We start from the raw sequence: 18547 nt of genomic DNA on the forward strand, positions 1-18547 counted from the left end.
TACCTGCGGTATGATCCAATAAATTGTATCTTGTAGTTGATAAATGCTATGAAATCAATAAATTGGATAGGGTTGGCTATGGCTTTATGCCTTGTCGGATGTTCCTCAGACGATCAGTTTCAAGAAAATTCTCCTGCACTCAGAGAAGGGAGTTTTATTGCGGTAGGTGAGGACCTGGACAAGGTTTTTCAATATAACTATAATGCCGTTTCAGAAACAGGGGCCACTTTTGATCTTACCCAAGAGCTAAATATCTCCACTAATTATATAACCTTAAGACAACGGGAAGATCTACTGTCCTTTTACTCATTTGCTGAAGGGCGGTTTTCCTTGGTTCTCAAAAACGTACTTACAGGACAAATTGATTCGTATCCAGATTTCTACACTAATATCCCAGATCGCTCTATAGTATGGGGAGTAAACGATGATTCGAAAGCATTTTTTGCATACATAGGTCCAGTTGGCTCGAGGAATCTGGGCATTCTTGAATTTGACCTGGAAAATTCGAATGAAAAAGAGACCACTCTGGATTTTAATATAAGCGACATTTTTGCGCCACTGTTATACGAGGACATGCTTTATATATCTTATGTTGATGGGCAGGGAAACTACAAATTGGCCGTTTATCAAATAACAACAGGGGCCGTTTTAACGACTCTAAATTTCGAGGATACACCAATTAGCTTGCTAATTTCGGATCTGGGCGAATTGATAATCTTAAAGGGTCAGCCCCAAACCGAACTGGAAAAATACGATGCCAAAACACTTACATTGCGTGAGAGCATATCTTTGAATACAAGCTTTGGATTTTTACCAGGACCATTGGAGGACACCTTTCTGTCCGAGGAGAAGATTTTTTTCAATTTGGCCTATGCGCAGCCCTCAAGGTTTGCAGCTTCACCGGCGATTTACGATTTCTCAAGTCAAGAAACTAGAAGAATTGACCTATTTGCGTTAGTTGAGGAGGTTGAAGAAGAAATCGGACGGACCCTGCAAATCACGACACAGATTTATAATAAATCGGAAGAAGTCTTCTTGGTAGGTTACGGAACACTTGATGAACCTGTGCTTGGTGGTGTTTTTCAAATTTCGCTGGATGGCGATTTGCTTGATAATATTACCCTCCCGTTTTTTCCTGGGTATTTTTTGAGAAATTAAAAGAGCGATTGTTGGGGAGAGGGACTTTCATGCTCCAGCAGCCATTTTTTTCGATGCAAACCACCTGCATATCCAACTAAATCCCCGTTACTTCCAATAATCCGATGGCACGGAACTACAATCCATAGAGGATTTTTGCCATTTGCGGCGGCTACGGCCCTTATAGCTTTGGGGTCACCCAATCTTTTGGAAAGTTCCATATACGAAAGTGTTTTTCCGAATGGAACTTCTAGAAGAGCTTGCCATACTTTCTTTTGGAAATCGGTCCCTGAAGGGTTCAATTTTAAATCAAAATCCTTGCGTTTTCCCTCAAAATATTCTTGAAATTGTGCTACCGCATCCTGAAGCACCTCAGGAATTATACCAACAGGTTTTTCTTCATTCAAAACCTTGATGGAAGCAAGCCCATTTTGGTCACCTGCAAACTCAGTAAATCCTATAGGTGTTTGTAAATAAGCTATTTCCACTACTTCTCATCATCTTTAACTTCAATAATTCCTAAGCGTTTGGCTCTGCTTTCCCAGTTCTTTCTAGCGAGTACTTGAAGGTCTTCCACGTTGTCACTTTCATCCATAATTTCCAATCCGAGCAATGTTTCAATAACATCTTCCATGGTCACAAGCCCGCTTACGGAACCATACTCATCAACCACAAGGGAAACATGTTCTTTTTGTTCCACAAATTTTTCCAAAAGCTCTGGAATCGGTTTATTGCGATCCGTCACCAATATTTCCCTTTTAATGGTATTGAGACTTTCTTTTCCTTTTTTGTTGATAATGGCCTCCAGAAGCTCGTCTTTTAGAAAAAAGCCGGTAATATTATCCATTCTATCCTTGTAGAGGGGTATTCTTGAGAACCGGAGTGGTCTGTTGGCCTCAAAAAACTCCTGGATGGTGGTGTCTTCTGAAGCAATTTTCATGACGGTCCTTGGAGTCATTACATCCTTGGCCAGGATTTCATCAAATTTCAACAGATTTTTGATGACCTTGGACTCAGATTCCTGAAAAACACCTTCTTCATGGGCAATCTCCGTCATCGCTGTAAAATCTTCCCTACTCAGTACACTCCCGTGGTGCCCTTTTTTGCCAATGAGTTTGGTAAAGAGTTGCAATAGCCAAAGTAAACCTGTCCATTTTAGAATGAACACCATCACTCTTAGCGATTTGGCGGTGAGATTGGCCAACTGCTTCCAATAGGTGGCCCCAATGGTTTTAGGAATGATTTCGGAAGCGACCAGAATTAGGATGGTCATTATTGTGGAAACTACTCCTACCATTAAATCTTCCGTAAACTCAAACCCTAAGAATGTTCTAGTGGTAGAACCATAGAGGTCTACATAGGCAACCTTTGCCTGCACACCCACTAAAATAGCACCCACCGTATGTGCAATAGTGTTTAAGGTTAGGATTGCTATTAACGGTTTGTCCACATCTTTTTTTAAACCTTCAAGCTCAGAAGCGTACTCCTTGCCCTCTTGTTTTTTTACATTGATAAAGGTTGGAGTAATACTTAATAGCACTGCTTCCAAGATGGAACAGAGAAATGAAAAGAAAATGGAAATGAATGCGTAAAAAAAGAGTAGGCCCATGCGTGTTATCTAGTTGTACTAAGGTAATGATTACCTATGAATTTCTATTCTTGAGGATTGATAGAAGCGGAATAAAAAACTTGCTGAAGCGCGGTCCGCATGTTAAGTTGATACAGCTTTCTATGATCACGGGAGGGGTAAACCCGGTTGGATAGAAAAATAAATACCAATTGGTTTTCAGGATCCGCCCATACAAAAGTTCCTGTAAACCCAGCATGTCCGAAGCTGGACGGGCTTGCTAAAGGAGCAGGATATGCATCACTTAAGGCCAGCGTATCATTCCCAATCAATGGCTTGTCAAAACCAAGTCCTCTGCGATTTTCGTTTTCAGGATATTGAATCTTCGTAAACGCTTTCACCGTTTCTATTGAAATTATTTGATGGCCATCAACGCTGCCATAGTTTTGATAAAAGAGCATGATTTTGGCCATATCTTCTGCGGTAGCAAATAGTCCTGCATTGCCGGAAACTCCTCCCAATAAAGAGGCATTTTCATCATGAACCCATCCTTTTACCACGGTTTTTCTAAATAACGTATCCAGTTCGGTGGGAACAATTTGATTTGGAAAATCTTTTTTTGATGGAGTAAAACCTAAAGTTTTGCAGCCCAGGGGTTGATAAAAAGTTTCGCTCAAATAAGTTTCATAATCCTTTCCCGTCAATTGGGTTATCAATTCTGGAAAAATTAGAAAAGTAAGCCCGGAATATCTGTATTTCTTTTCAGGAGATACTTCGGAACGATTGATTATGCGATACATTTTTCGATGAAAACGATTTTTCACATAAAGGCCTTCATAAACCTGTTTTTGGAATTTGTTTGAAGGTTTATTTTTAACGAACCTTTTTTTGATTTTCCCATTGCGCATCACTTTTTCCAAAAAAATGATATAGGGTACCAAGCCTGCTTGATGGCTTAAAATCTCTCGTAGGGTGAGGCTTTTTTTATGCTTCCTTTTGGCCCAAGATTTCCAATAGTTGCTAAATGGCGCATCTAAATCCAGTTTTTTCTCATCGACCAATTTCATAAGTGCGGGTAGGGGTCCAGTGATTTTGGTAACTGAAGCAAGGTCATAGATATCATCCAATTGAACGGCTTGGACGCTGTCATAGGTATGGTAGCCATATGCTTTATGAAAGATTACCTTGTTGTTCTTGGCAACCAATACTTGTGCTCCTGGAAATGCCTGTTCTTGGATGCCCGAGGTCATTATGGAATCCACTTGATGGTTGATATAGGTTTCATCCATACCCATTTCGGATGGGCTGGCATGTTGCAAACTAACTTGGGCAAGAGAGCATTGCAAGCAAGCACAAAAAAAGAATAGAAGTTGGATTGGTTTTTTCATCGGAGAGGTATAGGTTATAAAGTTAACCCAAAACCCGAATAAAATCCTTTGCGAAATAACTGGCAATGATATTTGCCCCAGCTCTTTTAATGGCGATCAATTGTTCCATCATAACGGCATCGTGATCCAGCCACCCTTTTTCAGCCGCAGCTTTGAGCATGGCATATTCACCGGAAACCTGATAAACGGCTACAGGGACGTCAACTTCGTTCTTAATTTCTCGAACAATATCAAGATAGGCCAAGCCAGGTTTCACCATAACAATATCCGCTCCTTCGTCGATATCCATTTGGGTTTCTCGGATGGCTTCAAACCTGTTCGCGAAATCCATTTGGTAGGTTTTCTTGTCCTTCGGAACATTGGCGATGTCGACAGGAGCCGAATCCAACGCATCGCGGAAAGGACCGTAAAAGGCACTGGCGTATTTTGCCGAGTAACTCATAATTCCTGTATTTTGAAAGCCCTCATCTTCCAAAGCTTCCCGAATGGTAAGAATGCGTCCGTCCATCATATCACTTGGTGCGACAAAATCAGCTCCGGCTTGGGCATGGGAGACGCTCATTTCTGCCAAAACCTCGGAGGTTTCATCGTTTAGTATTTGTCCTTCCGCAACAATACCGTCGTGTCCATAGGAGGAGTAGGGGTCCAAAGCAACATCGGTCATAACCAACATCTCAGGGCAGGCGTTTTTTACTGTTTTAATGGCCTGTTGCATCAATCCATCGGGATTCAATGCTTCGGTTCCTTTGTTGTCTTTAAGATTGTCAGGTACTTTTACAAAAAGCAGAACAGCACAAAGCCCCATTTCCCAAAGCTCCTTTACTTCCTTTTCCAGATTGTCCAAACTAAGGCGGTAATAATTGGGCATGGATGGAATTTCTTCTTTGATCCCTTTCCCCTCAACAACAAAAAGGGGTACTAAAAAGTCATCTGCCGTTACGATGGTTTCACGAACCAATCGTCTAATGGATTCAGATGTACGAAGTCTTCTATTTCTTATCAGTGGAAACATTTATTCGAGATGTTTTTTAATGAGATATTCTATTTCTTCATGGGGTCTATGCCCAAACCAGTGCTCCAAAATGTTTTGATCTTCATCAAAAAGGACAAAAGTGGGCGTTCCCTGAAATTGATTCAATGTAAAAGTGACCGGGATTATGGGATTCCTATTTAGATAATCCTTGATTTTATAATCAAATTGCTCTCGTTCACGCTCAGGAGCTTGGCCATAATTTGCAAAATGATTGCCGATATATACAATATTTTCCTGGGTGATGAATGTTTTATCACTCAATACATCCATCGCAACGGGAAAGTCGATTTCAGAAAGCTGAAACTCTTCTGGATGGGTCTCAAAAGCTTTCTTGGTTTCTCCTACGAGCTTTTTTTCTTCCAACAACATTTTGGTGTTTTCCAGGGAATTGAATTGAAAGTCTTCAAAAGCTGTGGACAACCCTAAAAAATTGATTTGGGTGCTATATTTTTTGAACAAATTGTTGACCGAAGGAAAGCCATAGAAGAAACATCCTGGGCAATTCACCTGAAAGACAAACAGCAGATTCCTCTTTCCGGGAGAAAATTCGCCTTGTAAAAGGAATGAATATTCCAATCTTAGCTTTTTCATTGGTTTAGATTGAATCAGATTTCTATTTCGCCAATAAGATAGGGCGCTGCTTTTCCAGAAATTTTGACCCGAGCACCCAGAAATTCACAGATCAGATCTCCACTTCGTTGTGACAGTTGTTTGGCAGTCATTTTGTTTTTATTCAATACGCTGGCCCAATATGGCGTTAAGGTCGTATGTGCTGAACCCGTTACAGGATCTTCTGGAATTCCACATTGAGGAGCGAAGAAGCGTGATACAAAGTCTACTTTCTCTCCAGGCGCAGAAACAATAACACCTCTACAATCCAGTTGGTCGAGTAAATGGAAGTTTGGGGTAATGGCCTCTACTTCTGCTTGGGAATTATAGATCAACAGATAATCCGTTTTTCCTTTGATGGTTTTTATGGGTGTCAATCCAATGGCATTATCTATTTCTGGAATATTTCGGATAAATGCAGTTTCATCCGTGGGGAAATCCAAAGTTAGGAGACCGTCAGATGATTTGTCAACAATAAGCTCACCGCTGCGTGGCGAATGAAATTTGATGGTATTTTCCGGAACAACGTAATAATTGAAGAGCACATAAGCGGTTGCCAAAGTTGCATGGCCACATAAATCTACTTCTACTTCTGGGGTAAACCAACGAAGCTCATAACCTTCTGCACTTTTGACCGCAAAAGCAGTTTCTGCTAGGTTATTTTCTTGGGCAATTTTTTGCATGAGTCCATCATCCAGCCAATGGTCCAAAACGCATACTGCAGCCGGATTACCTCCAAAGACATGGTCGGTAAAAGCATCTATTTGATATATTTTCTGTTTCATTTTAAGTTCACGGTTTACAGCTAAAGGTTTTTATAAGTCTTTTTTGATAGTATTGATTAGCGCGGCCAGCATTCTTTTAATTTCCACGATTTTGGGAGCCAACGCGTTGAACTGTTCTTCAGTGATAAAGTTAAGCTCTTTTGAAAGCATAACAAGATATTCTAATTCGTGGGCTGAACCTGAGGAAATATACAGAAACCGAACAAGCTCTTTTTGGGTTTCCCTTCCACAACCTTCGGCAATGTTTGTTGGAATCGAAACGACAGCTCTATTTATTTGGGAAACTAAGCCAAATTGCTCTTTTTTGGGGAAGATATCTGTGATTTGATATATCTCAATTACCAGAAGATGAGACTTGTGCCAAACCTTATAATTTTTATAATCAACCATAATGATATTTGCTTTTAACTGTCAGCTGTGGCTATTTTCATACCCAATCCAAAGGGTTTTGCAATACTTGAATCAATTTTTCCTCTTTACTTCCTTTTTCCGGATGATGGTCATACTTCCATTGAACGTGCGGAGGAAGACTCATCAATATACTTTCTATACGTCCGTTAGTCTTTAATCCAAATAAGGTTCCTTTATCATGCACGAGATTGAATTCAACATATCTTCCTCGCCTAACTTCTTGCCAATCCCTTTGTTTATCAGCATACGAGAGCTCTTTTCTTTTTAAAACGATTGGTATATATGCTTCCAAAAAGCTATTCCCCACCTCGGTAACAAAGTTGTACCAATCTTCCATTTCCATGGTGTCCGTTGCTTTGCAATAATCAAAGAAAAGTCCACCTACACCTCTGGCCTCATTTCTATGGGAATTCCAGAAATACTCATCGCATCGCTTTTTATAGTTTGGATAAAACTCTGGATTGTGGGCGTCACAGGCAGTTTTGCAAATGGCATGGAAATGCTTTGCATCTTCTTCAAAAAGATAATAAGGTGTCAAATCCTGACCACCACCGAACCATTGATCAACAATGTTTCCCTCTTTGTCATACATTTCAAAATAACGCCAATTGGCGTGAACTGTGGGAACCATCGGACTTTTAGGGTGTATCACCAAACTAAGTCCGCAGGCAAAGAAATCCGCATCGGTTACCCCAAAGTAGTTTTGCATACTTTGCGGAAGCGCACCATGTACAGCTGAGATGTTCACCCCACCTTTTTCAAATACAGCGCCATTCTCAATTACCCGAGTTCTTCCGCCTCCCCCTTCTGGTCTTTTCCATAGATCTTCCTGGAATTTAGCTGCGCCATCGACCTCTTCCAATTTAGAAGTTATAGCATCCTGAAGCTGTTGTATATACGTGTGAAACTTGTCTTTCATTCGTCGTCAATTATATAAACCAATTGGTTTTTTAGTGAGGTAAAGTCCGTTTGAGAGTCTATTTTAACTGCCTTTGAGGCCATTACTTTCAAAATTTCAACCACATGGTTTTCCAATTTTGAAAGGTGTTCTTGGAAAATAAAACGCCCTACTTCATTGTTATGCAAATCCATCTTTCTGGCCAATTCACGATTGGGAAATGCATTTTCATGCCAATCGGTAATTTTCTTGGTCCAACTTAATACGGGGCCTATGTTTTTTCCCGAGCGAAAACATTTTTTGGCAATCGAATAATTCCAAAAAGCATGTCTAAAGGCATTGGCAGGACCATTTTTGTGATGCAAACGCCCATATAATTGGGTTGAAAGTGACATACAGTTTTTGGTAGCGGTCAGTGTCGGGAAAACAAAACGTGGAAATTTTAAGCAAAGCTTTGCCAAGCTCCAAAGTTTTTTTGGACTGATACGTTTCAATGTATTGAGCACCTTTAGCATTACATGTATGGATTTTGGAGTTCGTACAATTCCATATCCAAAGTCTCGCCAGTACCTGTAGTGTGCTCTTTCAATAATGTCCGTTTCCATTGAAACCCATTGTGTTCCGCAATTTTTTTGCTCGCCAAATTGCTCTTGTGCACTATGATTTGCAAGGTTTTCAGCTCTTTATCCTCAAAACACCATGGGATAAACTTTTTGACGCTGGTGGTCATAATTCCTTTACCCTCATATTGATAACCAATGCAGTATACCAATTCTCCTTGATTGTGCGAAGTATTGAGTTCTTTTAGAAAAATCAGACCGACAATAGTTCGGTTCGTGTTTTCCTTTATGGTAAAAAGGAATTCTTCCTGGGCTGCAAATTCCTTGACTTTTTTGGCGACAAAGAATTGTGCCAATGTCGGATTAAGATTTTGCTGTACCGTTTTTGGGAAATAATCCTTAAGCCGATCTTCATTGGAAACCACAAAGTCGCAGATGCGCCAGGCATCTTTTTCTTGAATGGGACTTATGCTGTAGTTTTCAAATTTGATTTGCATTAATACCGCTGAAATTTAGTCCTTGTATTCTTTAACCGCATCGATAAATGCCTTGGCATTTTCCAATGGGATATGGGGTAAAATTCCGTGTCCCAAGTTCACCACATATTTATCTTTTCCGAATTCACGGATCATTTGGGTGACCATCTTTTTGATATCCCCGGGGGGAGATAACAATCTTGCAGGGTCGAAGTTTCCTTGTAATGTAATGTTGCCTCCGGTCAGATAGCGGGCATTTTTGGCGGAACATGTCCAATCCACCCCCACAGCAGAGGCTCCGGACTGTGCCATTTCCCGTAACGCAAACCAGCAGCCTTTGCCAAACACGATTACTGGAGCTTCATCTTTTAAGGCATCAACAATTTGCTGGATATACCTCCAAGAAAACTCTTGGTAGTCGGTTGGGGACAACATGCCTCCCCAGGAATCAAAGACCTGGACGGCATTGACGCCGCTCTTGACCTTCGCTTTCAAATAAGCAATGGTGGTATCCGTTATTTTTTGCAACAATTGATGAGCTGCCTCGGGTTGCGTAAAACAAAAACCTCTTGCTTTGTCAAAACTTTTACTACCCTGCCCTTCTACACAATAACACAAGATGGTCCATGGAGAACCCGCAAAACCAATTAATGGAATCTCATCTTTCAATTTTTCCTTGGTTTGGGTGATGGCGTCCATAACATAGCCCAAAGATTCTTGAATATCTGGGATAATCACACTTTCCAAATCTTTCGCGGAACGAATGGGATTGGGCAAATAAGGGCCAAAGTTTGGTTTCATTTGTACTTCGATATTCATGGCTTGGGGGATTACCAAAATATCACTGAACAAAATGGCAGCATCCATTCCATATCTACGAATGGGCTGAACCGTTATTTCCGAAGCCAATTCTGGAGTCTGACAACGGGTGAAGAAATCGTATTTTTCTTTTAGGGCCATAAATTCTGGTAGATAACGCCCCGCTTGGCGCATCATCCAAACAGGAGGTCTGTCAACAGTTTCGCCTTTTAAGGCCCTAAGGAATAAGTCGTTTTTAATCATATTTTTCTTTTGTCATTCCTGCGCAGGCAGGAATCTTATTTTTATGTTCTGGATTCCACATCAAGTGCGGAACGACAGTTTTTTGATAGCCTGAACCAACACATTTTCCACAGTGGGTTTGTTTGCGGTTATGATTTGGGAGGTATGCTTTTTAGCCTCTATATACGTGGTTGATCCAATGCAAAAAACCCAACTTTGACCAATTTCATTTTCTTTTAGATAGCTTCGAATTCCGCTAGGACTATAGAATAGGATGCCATCAAAAGTTCGGTTGAACCTTTTGGGTTTTAAATGCGAGATATACACTTCAATTTCATCATACCGAACGTTGTTTTGTGTCAAAATTTGTGGTAATTCGTTTCTTCTTTGATTTCCACACAGGAAAAGAAATTTATCATTTTTATGATTTTTTGCTATAAAATCACCTAATTCTGAAGCATTTTGAGCCATTTTAATCACTTTTAGCCCATTTTCTTCTAAAAAATGTTTCGTCTTTTCACCTACGCAAAATGCATGGTTTTTGGAAAGCTTTAAATCGTCACTTTGCCTTAGAAAAGCTGTTACAGCATTTTTACTGGTGAAAATGTAATTCACATAGTTCGTGGGAATTTCTACTGCTAAAAATTCAATTTCCAAGGCATTGTATTCTACGAAACCAAGGCCTGAGTTTAACACTAATTCTTTTTGGGAAGGGGTGAGTATTTTAGTGGAGAGGATAGTACAGCTTCCTCTCCTTGAGGAGAGGGTTGGGGAGAGGTGGCTTTTACGCCCCTTGCTTCGCTCATCCAATTGCTTTTTTCTAGCTATTGAATAATCATGTTGTTTTTCTTTGGCATTTTTAATGGTCTGGAGCAATGTATCAATTTGTTCAAAGACAACTTTGTTTTCAAATCTCAAGACCATGTATCCTAATTCAGTTAGATGGATATCCCGCAATTCATCTTTTTCCTTTTGATTAAGCTGATTATGATATTCACCATCCAATTCTATCACAATTCCATATTCATCACAAAAGAAATCAACAATGTAATCTTTAAGAGGATGTTGTCTTCTGAACTTTAGATTTTCAAAATTCCGATTTCGAAGATATCCCCAAAGCTTTTTTTCCGCTTTGGTCTGTTCTTTTCGCAATAATCTTGCTATTTGGATTTTTCTGTTCATATCCCTCTCCCTAGCCCTCTCCCTATGGAGAGGGGACATGTAAATTCATTTTAGTGGAGAGCACTGTTTTCATTTCGTATGGCTTCCATCAATTTATCTCCACCATTGTTCAAAACCTCTTGGGCACAAGTTTGTCCAAAGCCTTTAGCCTTTGAAAGTGGAACATTCTTTTCAACACTTATTTTTTCCTTTCCATCCAGTGAAAACAGCACCCCTTCAAAATAAACCTTTTGGTCTTTTATTTGGGCCAAGGCCCCAATGGGAGCGGTACAACCACCTTCTAGTTTTCTTAGGAACTCGCGTTCAATTCCAGTTGCGATTTCAGAATCGGAATGATTCAATTTTTGCAAAGCTTCTTTCGAAAAATCATCGTTTTCCAAGGCCACAACCACCATGGCGCCTTGTGCGGGGGCAGGAACCATCCAATCGAGCACCAATGCGTCCTTCGGAAGTAATTTTATGCGTTGTAGGCCTGCTTGTGCGAAAATTGCACCACTCCAATCATTCTCAATGAGTTTTAGAAGGCGCGTATTTACGTTTCCTCTTAAATCGACAACTTGATGGTGTGGATATCTATGAAGCCATTGGGCCTTTCGGCGTAGACTTCCAGTGGCGATAGTGGAAGATTCATCCGATTCCAGAAAATCCAACCCTTTATGCACAAGAATATCATGGGCAATTGCACGTTCCAACACAGCAACTTGAATAATCCCTTTAGGCAATTGGGTGGGTACATCCTTCATGGAATGCACTGCAATATCTATTTGCCCTTTAAGTAAGGCAATATCCAAGGTTTTGGTAAAAATCCCAGTGATTCCTAGTTCGTACAGGGGCTTATCCAATACTTGATCCCCTGTGGATTTTATAGGAACCAATGTAGTATCGTATCCAAGAGTTGCAAGTTTGTCCTGAACCGTATGCGCTTGCCACAGCGCCAGCTCGCTATCACGGGTACCGATTCTTATGATTTTGCTCATCGCGAATCGATTTCTAACTGAAACACCTTTTGGATAAGTGCCAAACTATCTTCCGTGTCGACTTCCGAACTTTTTAGATGGTTTGCAAACTGCTTGGTAATTTTTTGAATGATGCGTTCAGAAATAATTTCCGCTTGATCCTGGTTAAAATCGGATAACTTCTTGGAATGGAAATCTATTTCCTCTGCTTTCATCGTCTTCAACTTCTCTTTGAGCGCATTGATAACCGGTGCAAATTTTCGGGTCTCCAACCACTTTAGGAAGTCCTTTTTCACCTGCTCTATGATAGCTTCGGCCTTTGGAATAAATTCCTTTCTTTTAGCAAGGGTATCGTCGGTAATTCTCGAGAGCTGATCCAAGTGGACCAACGAAACATTGTCCAATTCCATTACATCGTCAGAAACATTCTTGGGAACGGAAAGGTCCAAAATCAACAATGGTTTTTTCGAATAGATCAATGCTTTGGAAACCGTGGGCAATTGTGCGCCCGTTGCCACCACAAGAATATCCGCCTTTCTGATTTCTGTCTGAAGGTCACCATAATCCTTGACCGTGAGATGGAATTTACCGGCTATGACCTCGGCCTTTTCCCGAGTTCTGTTGATTAGGGTGATATGTGAATTGTTCGAATGCTTAATCAGGTTTTCACAGGTGTTGCGCCCAATTTTTCCAGTACCAAAAAGCAAAATGTTCTTTTCAGAAATGTTCTGAACATGGTCCAGAATATACTTTACCGAAGCAAAAGCAACCGAAGTTGCTCCAGAAGATAGTTCCGTTTCATTTTTGATACGCTTGCTGGCCTGAATTACCGCATTGCACAAACGCTCTATGAACGGATTGGCCATATCGTGTTTTTTGGCACGATAAAAACCTTGTTTTATCTGACTGATGATTTCAAAATCGCCCAAAATCTGACTGTCAAGCCCAGTACCTACTTTGAACATATGGGAGATGGCATCATGGTTCTTATAAACATATGCGACATCCTGAAATTCCTCAACACTTCCCTGGGTTTGGTCACAAAGCATTTTTATAAGCTGGAAGGGATGTTGTGCAAAACCATATAATTCGGTGCGGTTGCATGTAGAAATGGCCAAAAGACCATCAATGCCCTGCTCCTTGGCTTGAGACATTATTCTATCTATGGCCGGAACATCCAAGCTGAACTTTCCGCGGACTTCGGCATCCGCTTTTTTATAGCTTAGGCCAATGGCATAAAAAGAACTATGTTTTGAAATATGATAACTCCTCATGAGGGATTTAAAATCGGTCACAAAAATAAGAGCACTATTACATAAAAAATAACGCTAGAGGAACTATAAATATCACCTCCTACACTTTTAGATGTATTTTTTGGAAAAAAATTGCAAAAACATTGGTTTTATTGATAATTTTGATATTATATAAGTTAATTTAGAATCAATATAAATAGCTGTTTTGCTGTTTTCCAATTCGAAGTCCGTATGAAAAATGTCGCCAAAGGTTCTTATGAGGAAATTTTGATTGAAGATGGGTTTTATGTACTTAAGATTCAGAACGATAGCGATGAAATTGCAGTTGTTGAAAGGGAAATAGACAGTTCGTTTATCCAATTTCATTTTTGTTTAAAGGGCGGTTCAAAATTCCATTTCAATCAAGGAAATTATCAGCTTGAGGTATCAGAAGAAAATTCGCTTTTGCTTTATAATACGCAAAAAGATCTTCCGATGAATTTGAGCGTTGCACCCAATACCTGGTTGCTATCGGTAATAATGACCATTCGAAAATTTCATTCTTTGTTTTCATCCGAGGCCAACTATATTCCTTTTTTAAGTGATGAGAACAAGGAAAAAAAGTACTATTCCCAAGAAGTGGTTACCCCTACCATCGCTGTGGTATTGAGCCAAATCATGAACTACAGTCTACATCATTCCATAAAGGAGTTGTACATAAGGGGAAAGATATACGAGTTGATTTCTTTGTATTTCAACAAAACTCCTGATGCCGACCTTGAACAATGTCCTTTCTTGGCTGATGAAGACAATGTTAGGCGTATCCGCATGGCCAAGGAAATCATGATTTCTAGAATGGCGGAGCCGCCAACGCTGGTTGAACTTTCCAAAGAAATCGGATTGAGCCTAAAGAAATTGAAGGAAGGCTTTAAACAGATTTATGGGGACTCGGTTTATGGATTTTTGTTCGACTATAAAATGGAATATGCACGAAAAATGCTGGAAACAGGAAGTCATAACGTAAATGAAGTAGGCCTAAAAGTTGGATATAGCACAGCAAGCCACTTTATTGCCTCATTTAAAAAGAAATATGGTACCACACCCAAAAAATATTTAACTTCAAGCGCTTAAAATTTTACCATGCGCCTGATAACACTCTCATTTATTGCTTTTTGCCTCGTCTTCACTTCCTATGCCCAGGAGCCAATCAACATAAAAGAAGGCTCTAAGATGCCCGATTTAGTATTGGTTTTTACCAAAACTGAAGGCTACCGGCATAAGGCTATTGAAAAAGGGGCCCGGACCTTGCGCCAAATTGGTAGAACCAATGGCTTTATAGCGTTGCAAAGTGAATCTGCCGAGGATTTCAACATTCGAAACCTGAGAAATTTCAAGGTGGTGATTTTTTTGAACACTACTATGGATATTCTAAACGCCCAACAGCAAAGAGCTTTTGAACTTTACATCAAAGGCGGAGGTAGTTATATGGGAATCCATGCCGCAGCTGATACTGAATATGAATGGCCATGGTACGGTAAACTGGCAGGCGCATATTTTGAAAGTCATCCTGAACAACAACAGGCCAAAATTGATGTTGTGGACAGGTCCCACCCTTCAACCGTCCACTTAAAAAGTGAGTGGCTCCATTTTGATGAATGGTACAACTTCAAAAACCTAAATCCAAAGGTAAATGTGTTGATGAAGTTGGATGAAACCAGTTACAAAGGTGGAACCAACGGGGATAACCATCCCATAGCTTGGTATCATGAGTTTGATGGCGGCAGGGCTTTTTATACGGGATTGGGACATACCGAAGCCTCTTACGACGACCCTGATTTTAAACAACATTTACTTGGGGCCATTGAATGGTGCTTAAGGAGAAAGTAAAGTTGGTCGGGCCACAATTATCCCAATATTGCTTTTGATTTTTTTGAGGTAATCCACCAAGGGTTCCTTGGTAATTTGTACCGAACCTGAAATGGATGCATGCAGTAGATGGATTCTTCCGCTTGTTTCTCGAATAGCAATTCCTGTATGTGTAACATCCAGTCCTTTAATGGAAGTGGCCAGGGCAATGATATCTCCCGATTGAATCAGATGTTCGCTGTTTTCAATTTGATCTTGGGCTAAAATGCACAGATTTTCCTGTGCCAATCCCGCCTCTGCCTTGAGAATGGCATTATAGTTATTATCCTGTTTCAAAAATGGGTACAGGTCTCGATGCGTACCCATAAAATTGATGGCTTTATTATGCTCGGCACCTCCCAATTCAGATGTGATATCCTTAACCAATCCTTTTTTTTCGTTGTTCCGTATCCAATCGGTAAAGTAATGTAAACGAGATGGGTAACCATCCAAAACCCCATTTCTATACCGAATGGTTTTTAAATTTTTGGTAAAATCCGCAAAATCAGTCTGTTCATTTTTAAAGGTGGTGGTAAACGCCAGAGCATTCTCCACAAACGTGGTGCAATCCAATCCCCTCAAGTTGATTACAAGGGTTTCAACTTGACCAATTTCCAGGGTTTTTTCAACATAAGGGGTGTTCAAAAAAGACTTTCCAACAAATACCAAACTATCACCCAGGTGTTCACCTTCGATTTGGCTTAACTCTTTTAGTTTGGAATAAAAAAGAGTTGAATCTGCAGCGGTATACGTTATTTGCGCATTGCTGATAGTTGAAAAAACAAGAAAAAAGTAAAATAGCCTTCTTCGAATCATTTGACTGTGGGTTTGCACCTCGAAATTAGGATTATCTATGGAATTATAAGGAAACAAATTGGGGGAATCAAATGTTAAATCATCTTCAAGTAGTATTTTTATCGCCTCTAATAACAAAACCATCCTCAGTGCTATGAAAGGAGTATTATTGGTCAATTTAGGTTCCCCGGACAGTCCGACAGCAAAAGATGTGAAACCCTATTTGGATGAGTTCCTGATGGACGAACGGGTAATCGATACCCCGAAATGGCTTCGAAATATTATAGTTAGGGGGATTATTCTGCAAACCCGGCCTAAAAAATCCGCAGAAGCGTATGCCAAAATATGGTGGGACGAAGGTTCTCCGCTGATTGTAATCTCGGAGAGATTTGCTGAAAAAATTCGTAGTCAGACCGATATGCCCGTCGCCCTGGGGATGCGATACGGCTCTATGAGCATTAAAAATGCCCTTCAGGAATTGAAGGACAAAGGAGTTGATGATGTGCTATTAGTGCCGCTATATCCGCATTATGCCATGTCGTCCTACGAAACGGTAGTGGTTAAGACCATGGAAGTACAACAGGCCCATTTTCCTGAAATAAAGTTGACCACCTTACCGGCCTTTTACAAGAATCCTGAGTACATAAAGGTACTGTCGGAAAGTATTGCTGAAGGCTTAAAAGATTTTGACTACGACCATATTTTATTTTCCTATCACGGAATTCCGGAGCGACATATCCGTAAGTCGGATCCAACAAAGTTCCATTGTAAGATTGATGGAAATTGCTGCAAGACCAACTCAGTGGCGCATCACACCTGCTACAGACACCAATGCTATGATACCACTGAACTGGTAAAGGCGTATTTGGATTTACCCGAGGATAAGGTAAGCTCCTCCTTCCAATCAAGATTAGGTCGCGACCCCTGGCTTCAACCTTTTACGGATTTCGAGTTTGAACGTCTTGGAAAGGAGGGCATAAAAAAATTGGTGGTGATAACCCCAGCTTTTGTTAGCGATTGTCTGGAAACCTTGGAAGAAATTGCCATGGAGGGGAAAGAACAATTCGAGGAAGCAGGAGGTAATGGTTACAAACACATCCCATGTCTAAATGACAATGATGCATGGGTAGCATTGATGACCAAGTGGGTCAATGAATGGCAATCCAAGGAAATTTTGCCCGTGTAAATGGCAAAAGTATCTTCAGAACAATTAGGGATTGAACCTATCGGCAAATTGCTGATCAAACAAGCTGTACCTGCATCCATCGGGATTCTGGTGATGTCCTTAAACGTACTGGTGGATTCCATTTTTGTGGGAAACTGGATCGGTTCCATTGCGATTGCTGCTATCAATGTCGTACTTCCCGTCTCGTTTTTTATAGCTGCTTTGGGGATGGCCATTGGGATAGGGGGATCTAGTATTATTTCACGCGCTTTAGGTTCTGGGGATAAGGAGAAAGCACTCAAAACATTCGGTAACCAAATAACATTGACGCTTTTGGTGACCATTGCCATGGTGGCCTTGGGGCTTTATTTTGTGGATAACCTAATTCCAGCTTTTGGGGGAAAAGGAAGCATTTTTGATCCAGCTAAGATCTATTATACCATCATACTATATGGAGTGCCCTTTCTAGCACTTTGTATGATGGGGAATACCGTCATTCGAGCTGAGGGAAAACCTAGATTTGCGATGGTGGCCATGATAATACCATCGGTTGGCAACCTGTTTTTGGATTACCTGTTCATCTACGTTTTTGATTGGGGAATGCATGGAGCAGCATGGGCAACTACTGCGAGTTATTTGTTATGCTTCGGATACATTCTTTACTTCTTCCTTTCCAAAAATTCGGAACTTAAGATAGCCCTTCCACATTTTGGATTGAATACACCTATTCTCAGGGAAATCGGCGCACTTGGTTTTGTGACGCTTGCGCGACAGGCCGTGACCAGTATCACCTATTTGCTGATGAACAATATATTGTTCAATTTAGGAGGAGAGGCCATGGTTGCGGTTTATGCCATCATCGGAAGAATGTTAATGTTTGCGTTCTTTCCAGTTTTTGGAGTCACCCAAGGCTTTTTGCCCATTGCCGGATTCAATTACGGAGCGACCAAATACAATCGGGTTAAGGAATCAATTTACACAGCGATAAAGTATGCCGCATTTGTTGCTTCCCTGGTATTTGTTTTGCTTATGGTTTTTCCTGATTTCTTCACCGCCTTGTTTTTGAGTGACAAACCAAACTTGCCGGCGGAGGAGTTGGCCGCCAACAGTTTTGTCATGGAGCATGCACCCAATGCTATGCGGTTGGTATTCGCAGCGACACCCATTATTGCCTTGCAACTGATAGGTGCCGCTTATTTTCAGGCCGTTGGAAAAGCAATTCCTGCCTTGCTTTTGACATTGACAAGGCAAGGATTCTTTTTTATCCCGCTGATTTTAGTATTGCCAAATTTTATGGGCGAACTTGGGGTGTGGCTTTCATTTCCTATTGCTGATACACTCGCAACCCTGGTTACTGGATTCTATCTGTGGAAGGAAATCAAAACCAAATTGGTGGAACGCGAATAA

The 18547-nt window shown here is 40.7% G+C and carries 20 protein-coding genes; 5 read left to right on the forward strand and 15 right to left on the reverse strand.

Annotated elements, in window-relative coordinates; translation table 11 throughout:
- The first annotated feature begins 48 nt into the window (after positions 1 to 48).
- On the forward strand, positions 49 to 1158 hold the full coding sequence (locus ACULLH_RS02455; protein ID WP_454087139.1) for a hypothetical protein: 1110 nt from the start codon (positions 49 to 51) through the stop codon (positions 1156 to 1158).
- On the opposite strand, the gene ACULLH_RS02460 is transcribed toward ACULLH_RS02455, so the two are convergent.
- The 14 genes from ACULLH_RS02460 to hemA are packed head-to-tail and all read right to left on the reverse strand — an operon-like array spanning position 1155 to position 13317.
- Positions 1155 to 1625 carry a methylated-DNA--[protein]-cysteine S-methyltransferase gene (locus tag ACULLH_RS02460; protein WP_454087140.1) on the reverse strand — a complete coding sequence of 157 codons (471 nt, stop codon included), beginning with the start codon at positions 1623 to 1625 and terminating at the stop codon, positions 1155 to 1157. The two genes, ACULLH_RS02455 and ACULLH_RS02460, sit on opposite strands and share 4 nt — an antisense overlap.
- Complete coding sequence (locus tag ACULLH_RS02465; protein ID WP_454087141.1) at positions 1625 to 2746, reverse strand: CNNM domain-containing protein; 1122 nt, start codon at positions 2744 to 2746, stop codon at positions 1625 to 1627. The genes ACULLH_RS02460 and ACULLH_RS02465 overlap by 1 nt, the downstream gene beginning before the upstream one ends.
- A gap of 44 nt (positions 2747 to 2790) precedes the next feature.
- Positions 2791 to 4092, reverse strand: a complete 1302-nt coding sequence (locus ACULLH_RS02470; RefSeq protein ID WP_454087142.1) for a serine hydrolase domain-containing protein — start codon at positions 4090 to 4092, stop codon at positions 2791 to 2793.
- A 22-nt stretch (positions 4093 to 4114) separates the two neighbouring features.
- The gene (gene hemB / locus ACULLH_RS02475; RefSeq protein WP_454087143.1) at positions 4115 to 5104 is read right to left on the reverse strand and encodes a porphobilinogen synthase; all 990 of its coding nucleotides are present in this window, start codon (positions 5102 to 5104) and stop codon (positions 4115 to 4117) included.
- On the reverse strand, positions 5105 to 5716 hold the full coding sequence (locus tag ACULLH_RS02480; RefSeq protein WP_454087144.1) for a TlpA family protein disulfide reductase: 612 nt from the start codon (positions 5714 to 5716) through the stop codon (positions 5105 to 5107).
- A 14-nt stretch (positions 5717 to 5730) separates the two neighbouring features.
- Positions 5731 to 6519: a PhzF family phenazine biosynthesis protein gene (locus ACULLH_RS02485; RefSeq protein ID WP_454087145.1), complete on the reverse strand. Its 789-nt coding sequence runs from the start codon at positions 6517 to 6519 to the stop codon at positions 5731 to 5733.
- 30 nt (positions 6520 to 6549) lie between these two features.
- A complete protein-coding gene (locus ACULLH_RS02490) occupies positions 6550 to 6909 on the reverse strand; it encodes a four helix bundle protein (RefSeq protein ID WP_454087146.1) in 360 nt (119 codons plus the stop codon).
- A 37-nt stretch (positions 6910 to 6946) separates the two neighbouring features.
- Complete coding sequence (gene hemF, locus ACULLH_RS02495) at positions 6947 to 7849, reverse strand: oxygen-dependent coproporphyrinogen oxidase (RefSeq protein WP_454087147.1); 903 nt, start codon at positions 7847 to 7849, stop codon at positions 6947 to 6949.
- Complete coding sequence (locus ACULLH_RS02500) at positions 7846 to 8433, reverse strand: DUF6973 domain-containing protein (protein WP_454087148.1); 588 nt, start codon at positions 8431 to 8433, stop codon at positions 7846 to 7848. Before ACULLH_RS02500 ends, hemF begins: the two co-directional genes overlap by 4 nt.
- Positions 8343 to 8885 (reverse strand): GNAT family N-acetyltransferase, encoded by a 543-nt coding sequence (locus tag ACULLH_RS02505; RefSeq protein ID WP_454087149.1) that lies wholly within the window; start codon positions 8883 to 8885, stop codon positions 8343 to 8345. The genes ACULLH_RS02500 and ACULLH_RS02505 overlap by 91 nt, the downstream gene beginning before the upstream one ends.
- A 15-nt stretch (positions 8886 to 8900) precedes the next feature.
- Entirely contained in the window at positions 8901 to 9926 is a 1026-nt protein-coding gene (hemE, locus tag ACULLH_RS02510) for a uroporphyrinogen decarboxylase (RefSeq protein WP_454087150.1), read from the reverse strand.
- A 60-nt stretch (positions 9927 to 9986) separates the two neighbouring features.
- Complete coding sequence (locus ACULLH_RS02515; RefSeq protein ID WP_454087151.1) at positions 9987 to 11126, reverse strand: DUF559 domain-containing protein; 1140 nt, start codon at positions 11124 to 11126, stop codon at positions 9987 to 9989.
- A gap of 11 nt (positions 11127 to 11137) precedes the next feature.
- Positions 11138 to 12064: a hydroxymethylbilane synthase gene (gene hemC / locus ACULLH_RS02520; RefSeq protein WP_454087152.1), complete on the reverse strand. Its 927-nt coding sequence runs from the start codon at positions 12062 to 12064 to the stop codon at positions 11138 to 11140.
- A complete protein-coding gene (hemA, locus tag ACULLH_RS02525; protein ID WP_454087153.1) occupies positions 12061 to 13317 on the reverse strand; it encodes a glutamyl-tRNA reductase in 1257 nt (418 codons plus the stop codon). The genes hemC and hemA overlap by 4 nt, the downstream gene beginning before the upstream one ends.
- Before the next feature lie 210 nt (positions 13318 to 13527).
- On the opposite strand from hemA, the gene ACULLH_RS02530 reads away from it, so the two are divergent.
- The gene (locus ACULLH_RS02530) at positions 13528 to 14406 is read left to right on the forward strand and encodes a helix-turn-helix transcriptional regulator (RefSeq protein ID WP_454087154.1); all 879 of its coding nucleotides are present in this window, start codon (positions 13528 to 13530) and stop codon (positions 14404 to 14406) included.
- Positions 14407 to 14415: 9 nt separating this feature from the next.
- Positions 14416 to 15162: a ThuA domain-containing protein gene (locus ACULLH_RS02535; protein WP_454087155.1), complete on the forward strand. Its 747-nt coding sequence runs from the start codon at positions 14416 to 14418 to the stop codon at positions 15160 to 15162.
- Here the strand turns inward: ACULLH_RS02535 and ACULLH_RS02540 are convergent.
- Entirely contained in the window at positions 15148 to 15996 is an 849-nt protein-coding gene (locus ACULLH_RS02540) for an N-acetylmuramoyl-L-alanine amidase-like domain-containing protein (protein WP_454087156.1), read from the reverse strand. The two genes, ACULLH_RS02535 and ACULLH_RS02540, sit on opposite strands and share 15 nt — an antisense overlap.
- 133 nt (positions 15997 to 16129) lie before the next feature.
- On the opposite strand from ACULLH_RS02540, the gene hemH reads away from it, so the two are divergent.
- A complete protein-coding gene (hemH, locus tag ACULLH_RS02545) occupies positions 16130 to 17161 on the forward strand; it encodes a ferrochelatase (protein WP_454087157.1) in 1032 nt (343 codons plus the stop codon).
- Positions 17162 to 18547 (forward strand): MATE family efflux transporter, encoded by a 1386-nt coding sequence (locus ACULLH_RS02550; protein ID WP_454087158.1) that lies wholly within the window; start codon positions 17162 to 17164, stop codon positions 18545 to 18547. It abuts the gene before it with no gap.

Source organism: Flagellimonas sp. 2504JD4-2 (assembly GCF_053642935.1).

What these genes read in the sequence shown, in the direction of transcription:
- ACULLH_RS02455 (WP_454087139.1), top strand. Translation starts at nt 49, where the DNA reads ATGAAATCAATAAATTGGATAGGGTTGGCTATGGCTTTATGCCTTGTC.
- ACULLH_RS02465 (WP_454087141.1), bottom strand. Translation starts at nt 2,746, where the DNA reads ATGGGCCTACTCTTTTTTTACGCATTCATTTCCATTTTCTTTTCATTT.
- ACULLH_RS02470 (WP_454087142.1), bottom strand. Translation starts at nt 4,092, where the DNA reads ATGAAAAAACCAATCCAACTTCTATTCTTTTTTTGTGCTTGCTTGCAA.
- hemB (WP_454087143.1), bottom strand. Translation starts at nt 5,104, where the DNA reads ATGTTTCCACTGATAAGAAATAGAAGACTTCGTACATCTGAATCCATT.
- ACULLH_RS02480 (WP_454087144.1), bottom strand. Translation starts at nt 5,716, where the DNA reads ATGAAAAAGCTAAGATTGGAATATTCATTCCTTTTACAAGGCGAATTT.
- ACULLH_RS02485 (WP_454087145.1), bottom strand. Translation starts at nt 6,519, where the DNA reads ATGAAACAGAAAATATATCAAATAGATGCTTTTACCGACCATGTCTTT.
- ACULLH_RS02490 (WP_454087146.1), bottom strand. Translation starts at nt 6,909, where the DNA reads ATGGTTGATTATAAAAATTATAAGGTTTGGCACAAGTCTCATCTTCTG.
- hemF (WP_454087147.1), bottom strand. Translation starts at nt 7,849, where the DNA reads ATGAAAGACAAGTTTCACACGTATATACAACAGCTTCAGGATGCTATA.
- ACULLH_RS02500 (WP_454087148.1), bottom strand. Translation starts at nt 8,433, where the DNA reads ATGGAAACGGACATTATTGAAAGAGCACACTACAGGTACTGGCGAGAC.
- ACULLH_RS02505 (WP_454087149.1), bottom strand. Translation starts at nt 8,885, where the DNA reads ATGCAAATCAAATTTGAAAACTACAGCATAAGTCCCATTCAAGAAAAA.
- hemE (WP_454087150.1), bottom strand. Translation starts at nt 9,926, where the DNA reads ATGATTAAAAACGACTTATTCCTTAGGGCCTTAAAAGGCGAAACTGTT.
- ACULLH_RS02515 (WP_454087151.1), bottom strand. Translation starts at nt 11,126, where the DNA reads ATGTCCCCTCTCCATAGGGAGAGGGCTAGGGAGAGGGATATGAACAGA.
- hemC (WP_454087152.1), bottom strand. Translation starts at nt 12,064, where the DNA reads ATGAGCAAAATCATAAGAATCGGTACCCGTGATAGCGAGCTGGCGCTG.
- hemA (WP_454087153.1), bottom strand. Translation starts at nt 13,317, where the DNA reads ATGAGGAGTTATCATATTTCAAAACATAGTTCTTTTTATGCCATTGGC.
- ACULLH_RS02530 (WP_454087154.1), top strand. Translation starts at nt 13,528, where the DNA reads ATGAAAAATGTCGCCAAAGGTTCTTATGAGGAAATTTTGATTGAAGAT.
- ACULLH_RS02535 (WP_454087155.1), top strand. Translation starts at nt 14,416, where the DNA reads ATGCGCCTGATAACACTCTCATTTATTGCTTTTTGCCTCGTCTTCACT.
- ACULLH_RS02540 (WP_454087156.1), bottom strand. Translation starts at nt 15,996, where the DNA reads ATGATTCGAAGAAGGCTATTTTACTTTTTTCTTGTTTTTTCAACTATC.
- hemH (WP_454087157.1), top strand. Translation starts at nt 16,130, where the DNA reads ATGAAAGGAGTATTATTGGTCAATTTAGGTTCCCCGGACAGTCCGACA.
- ACULLH_RS02550 (WP_454087158.1), top strand. Translation starts at nt 17,162, where the DNA reads ATGGCAAAAGTATCTTCAGAACAATTAGGGATTGAACCTATCGGCAAA.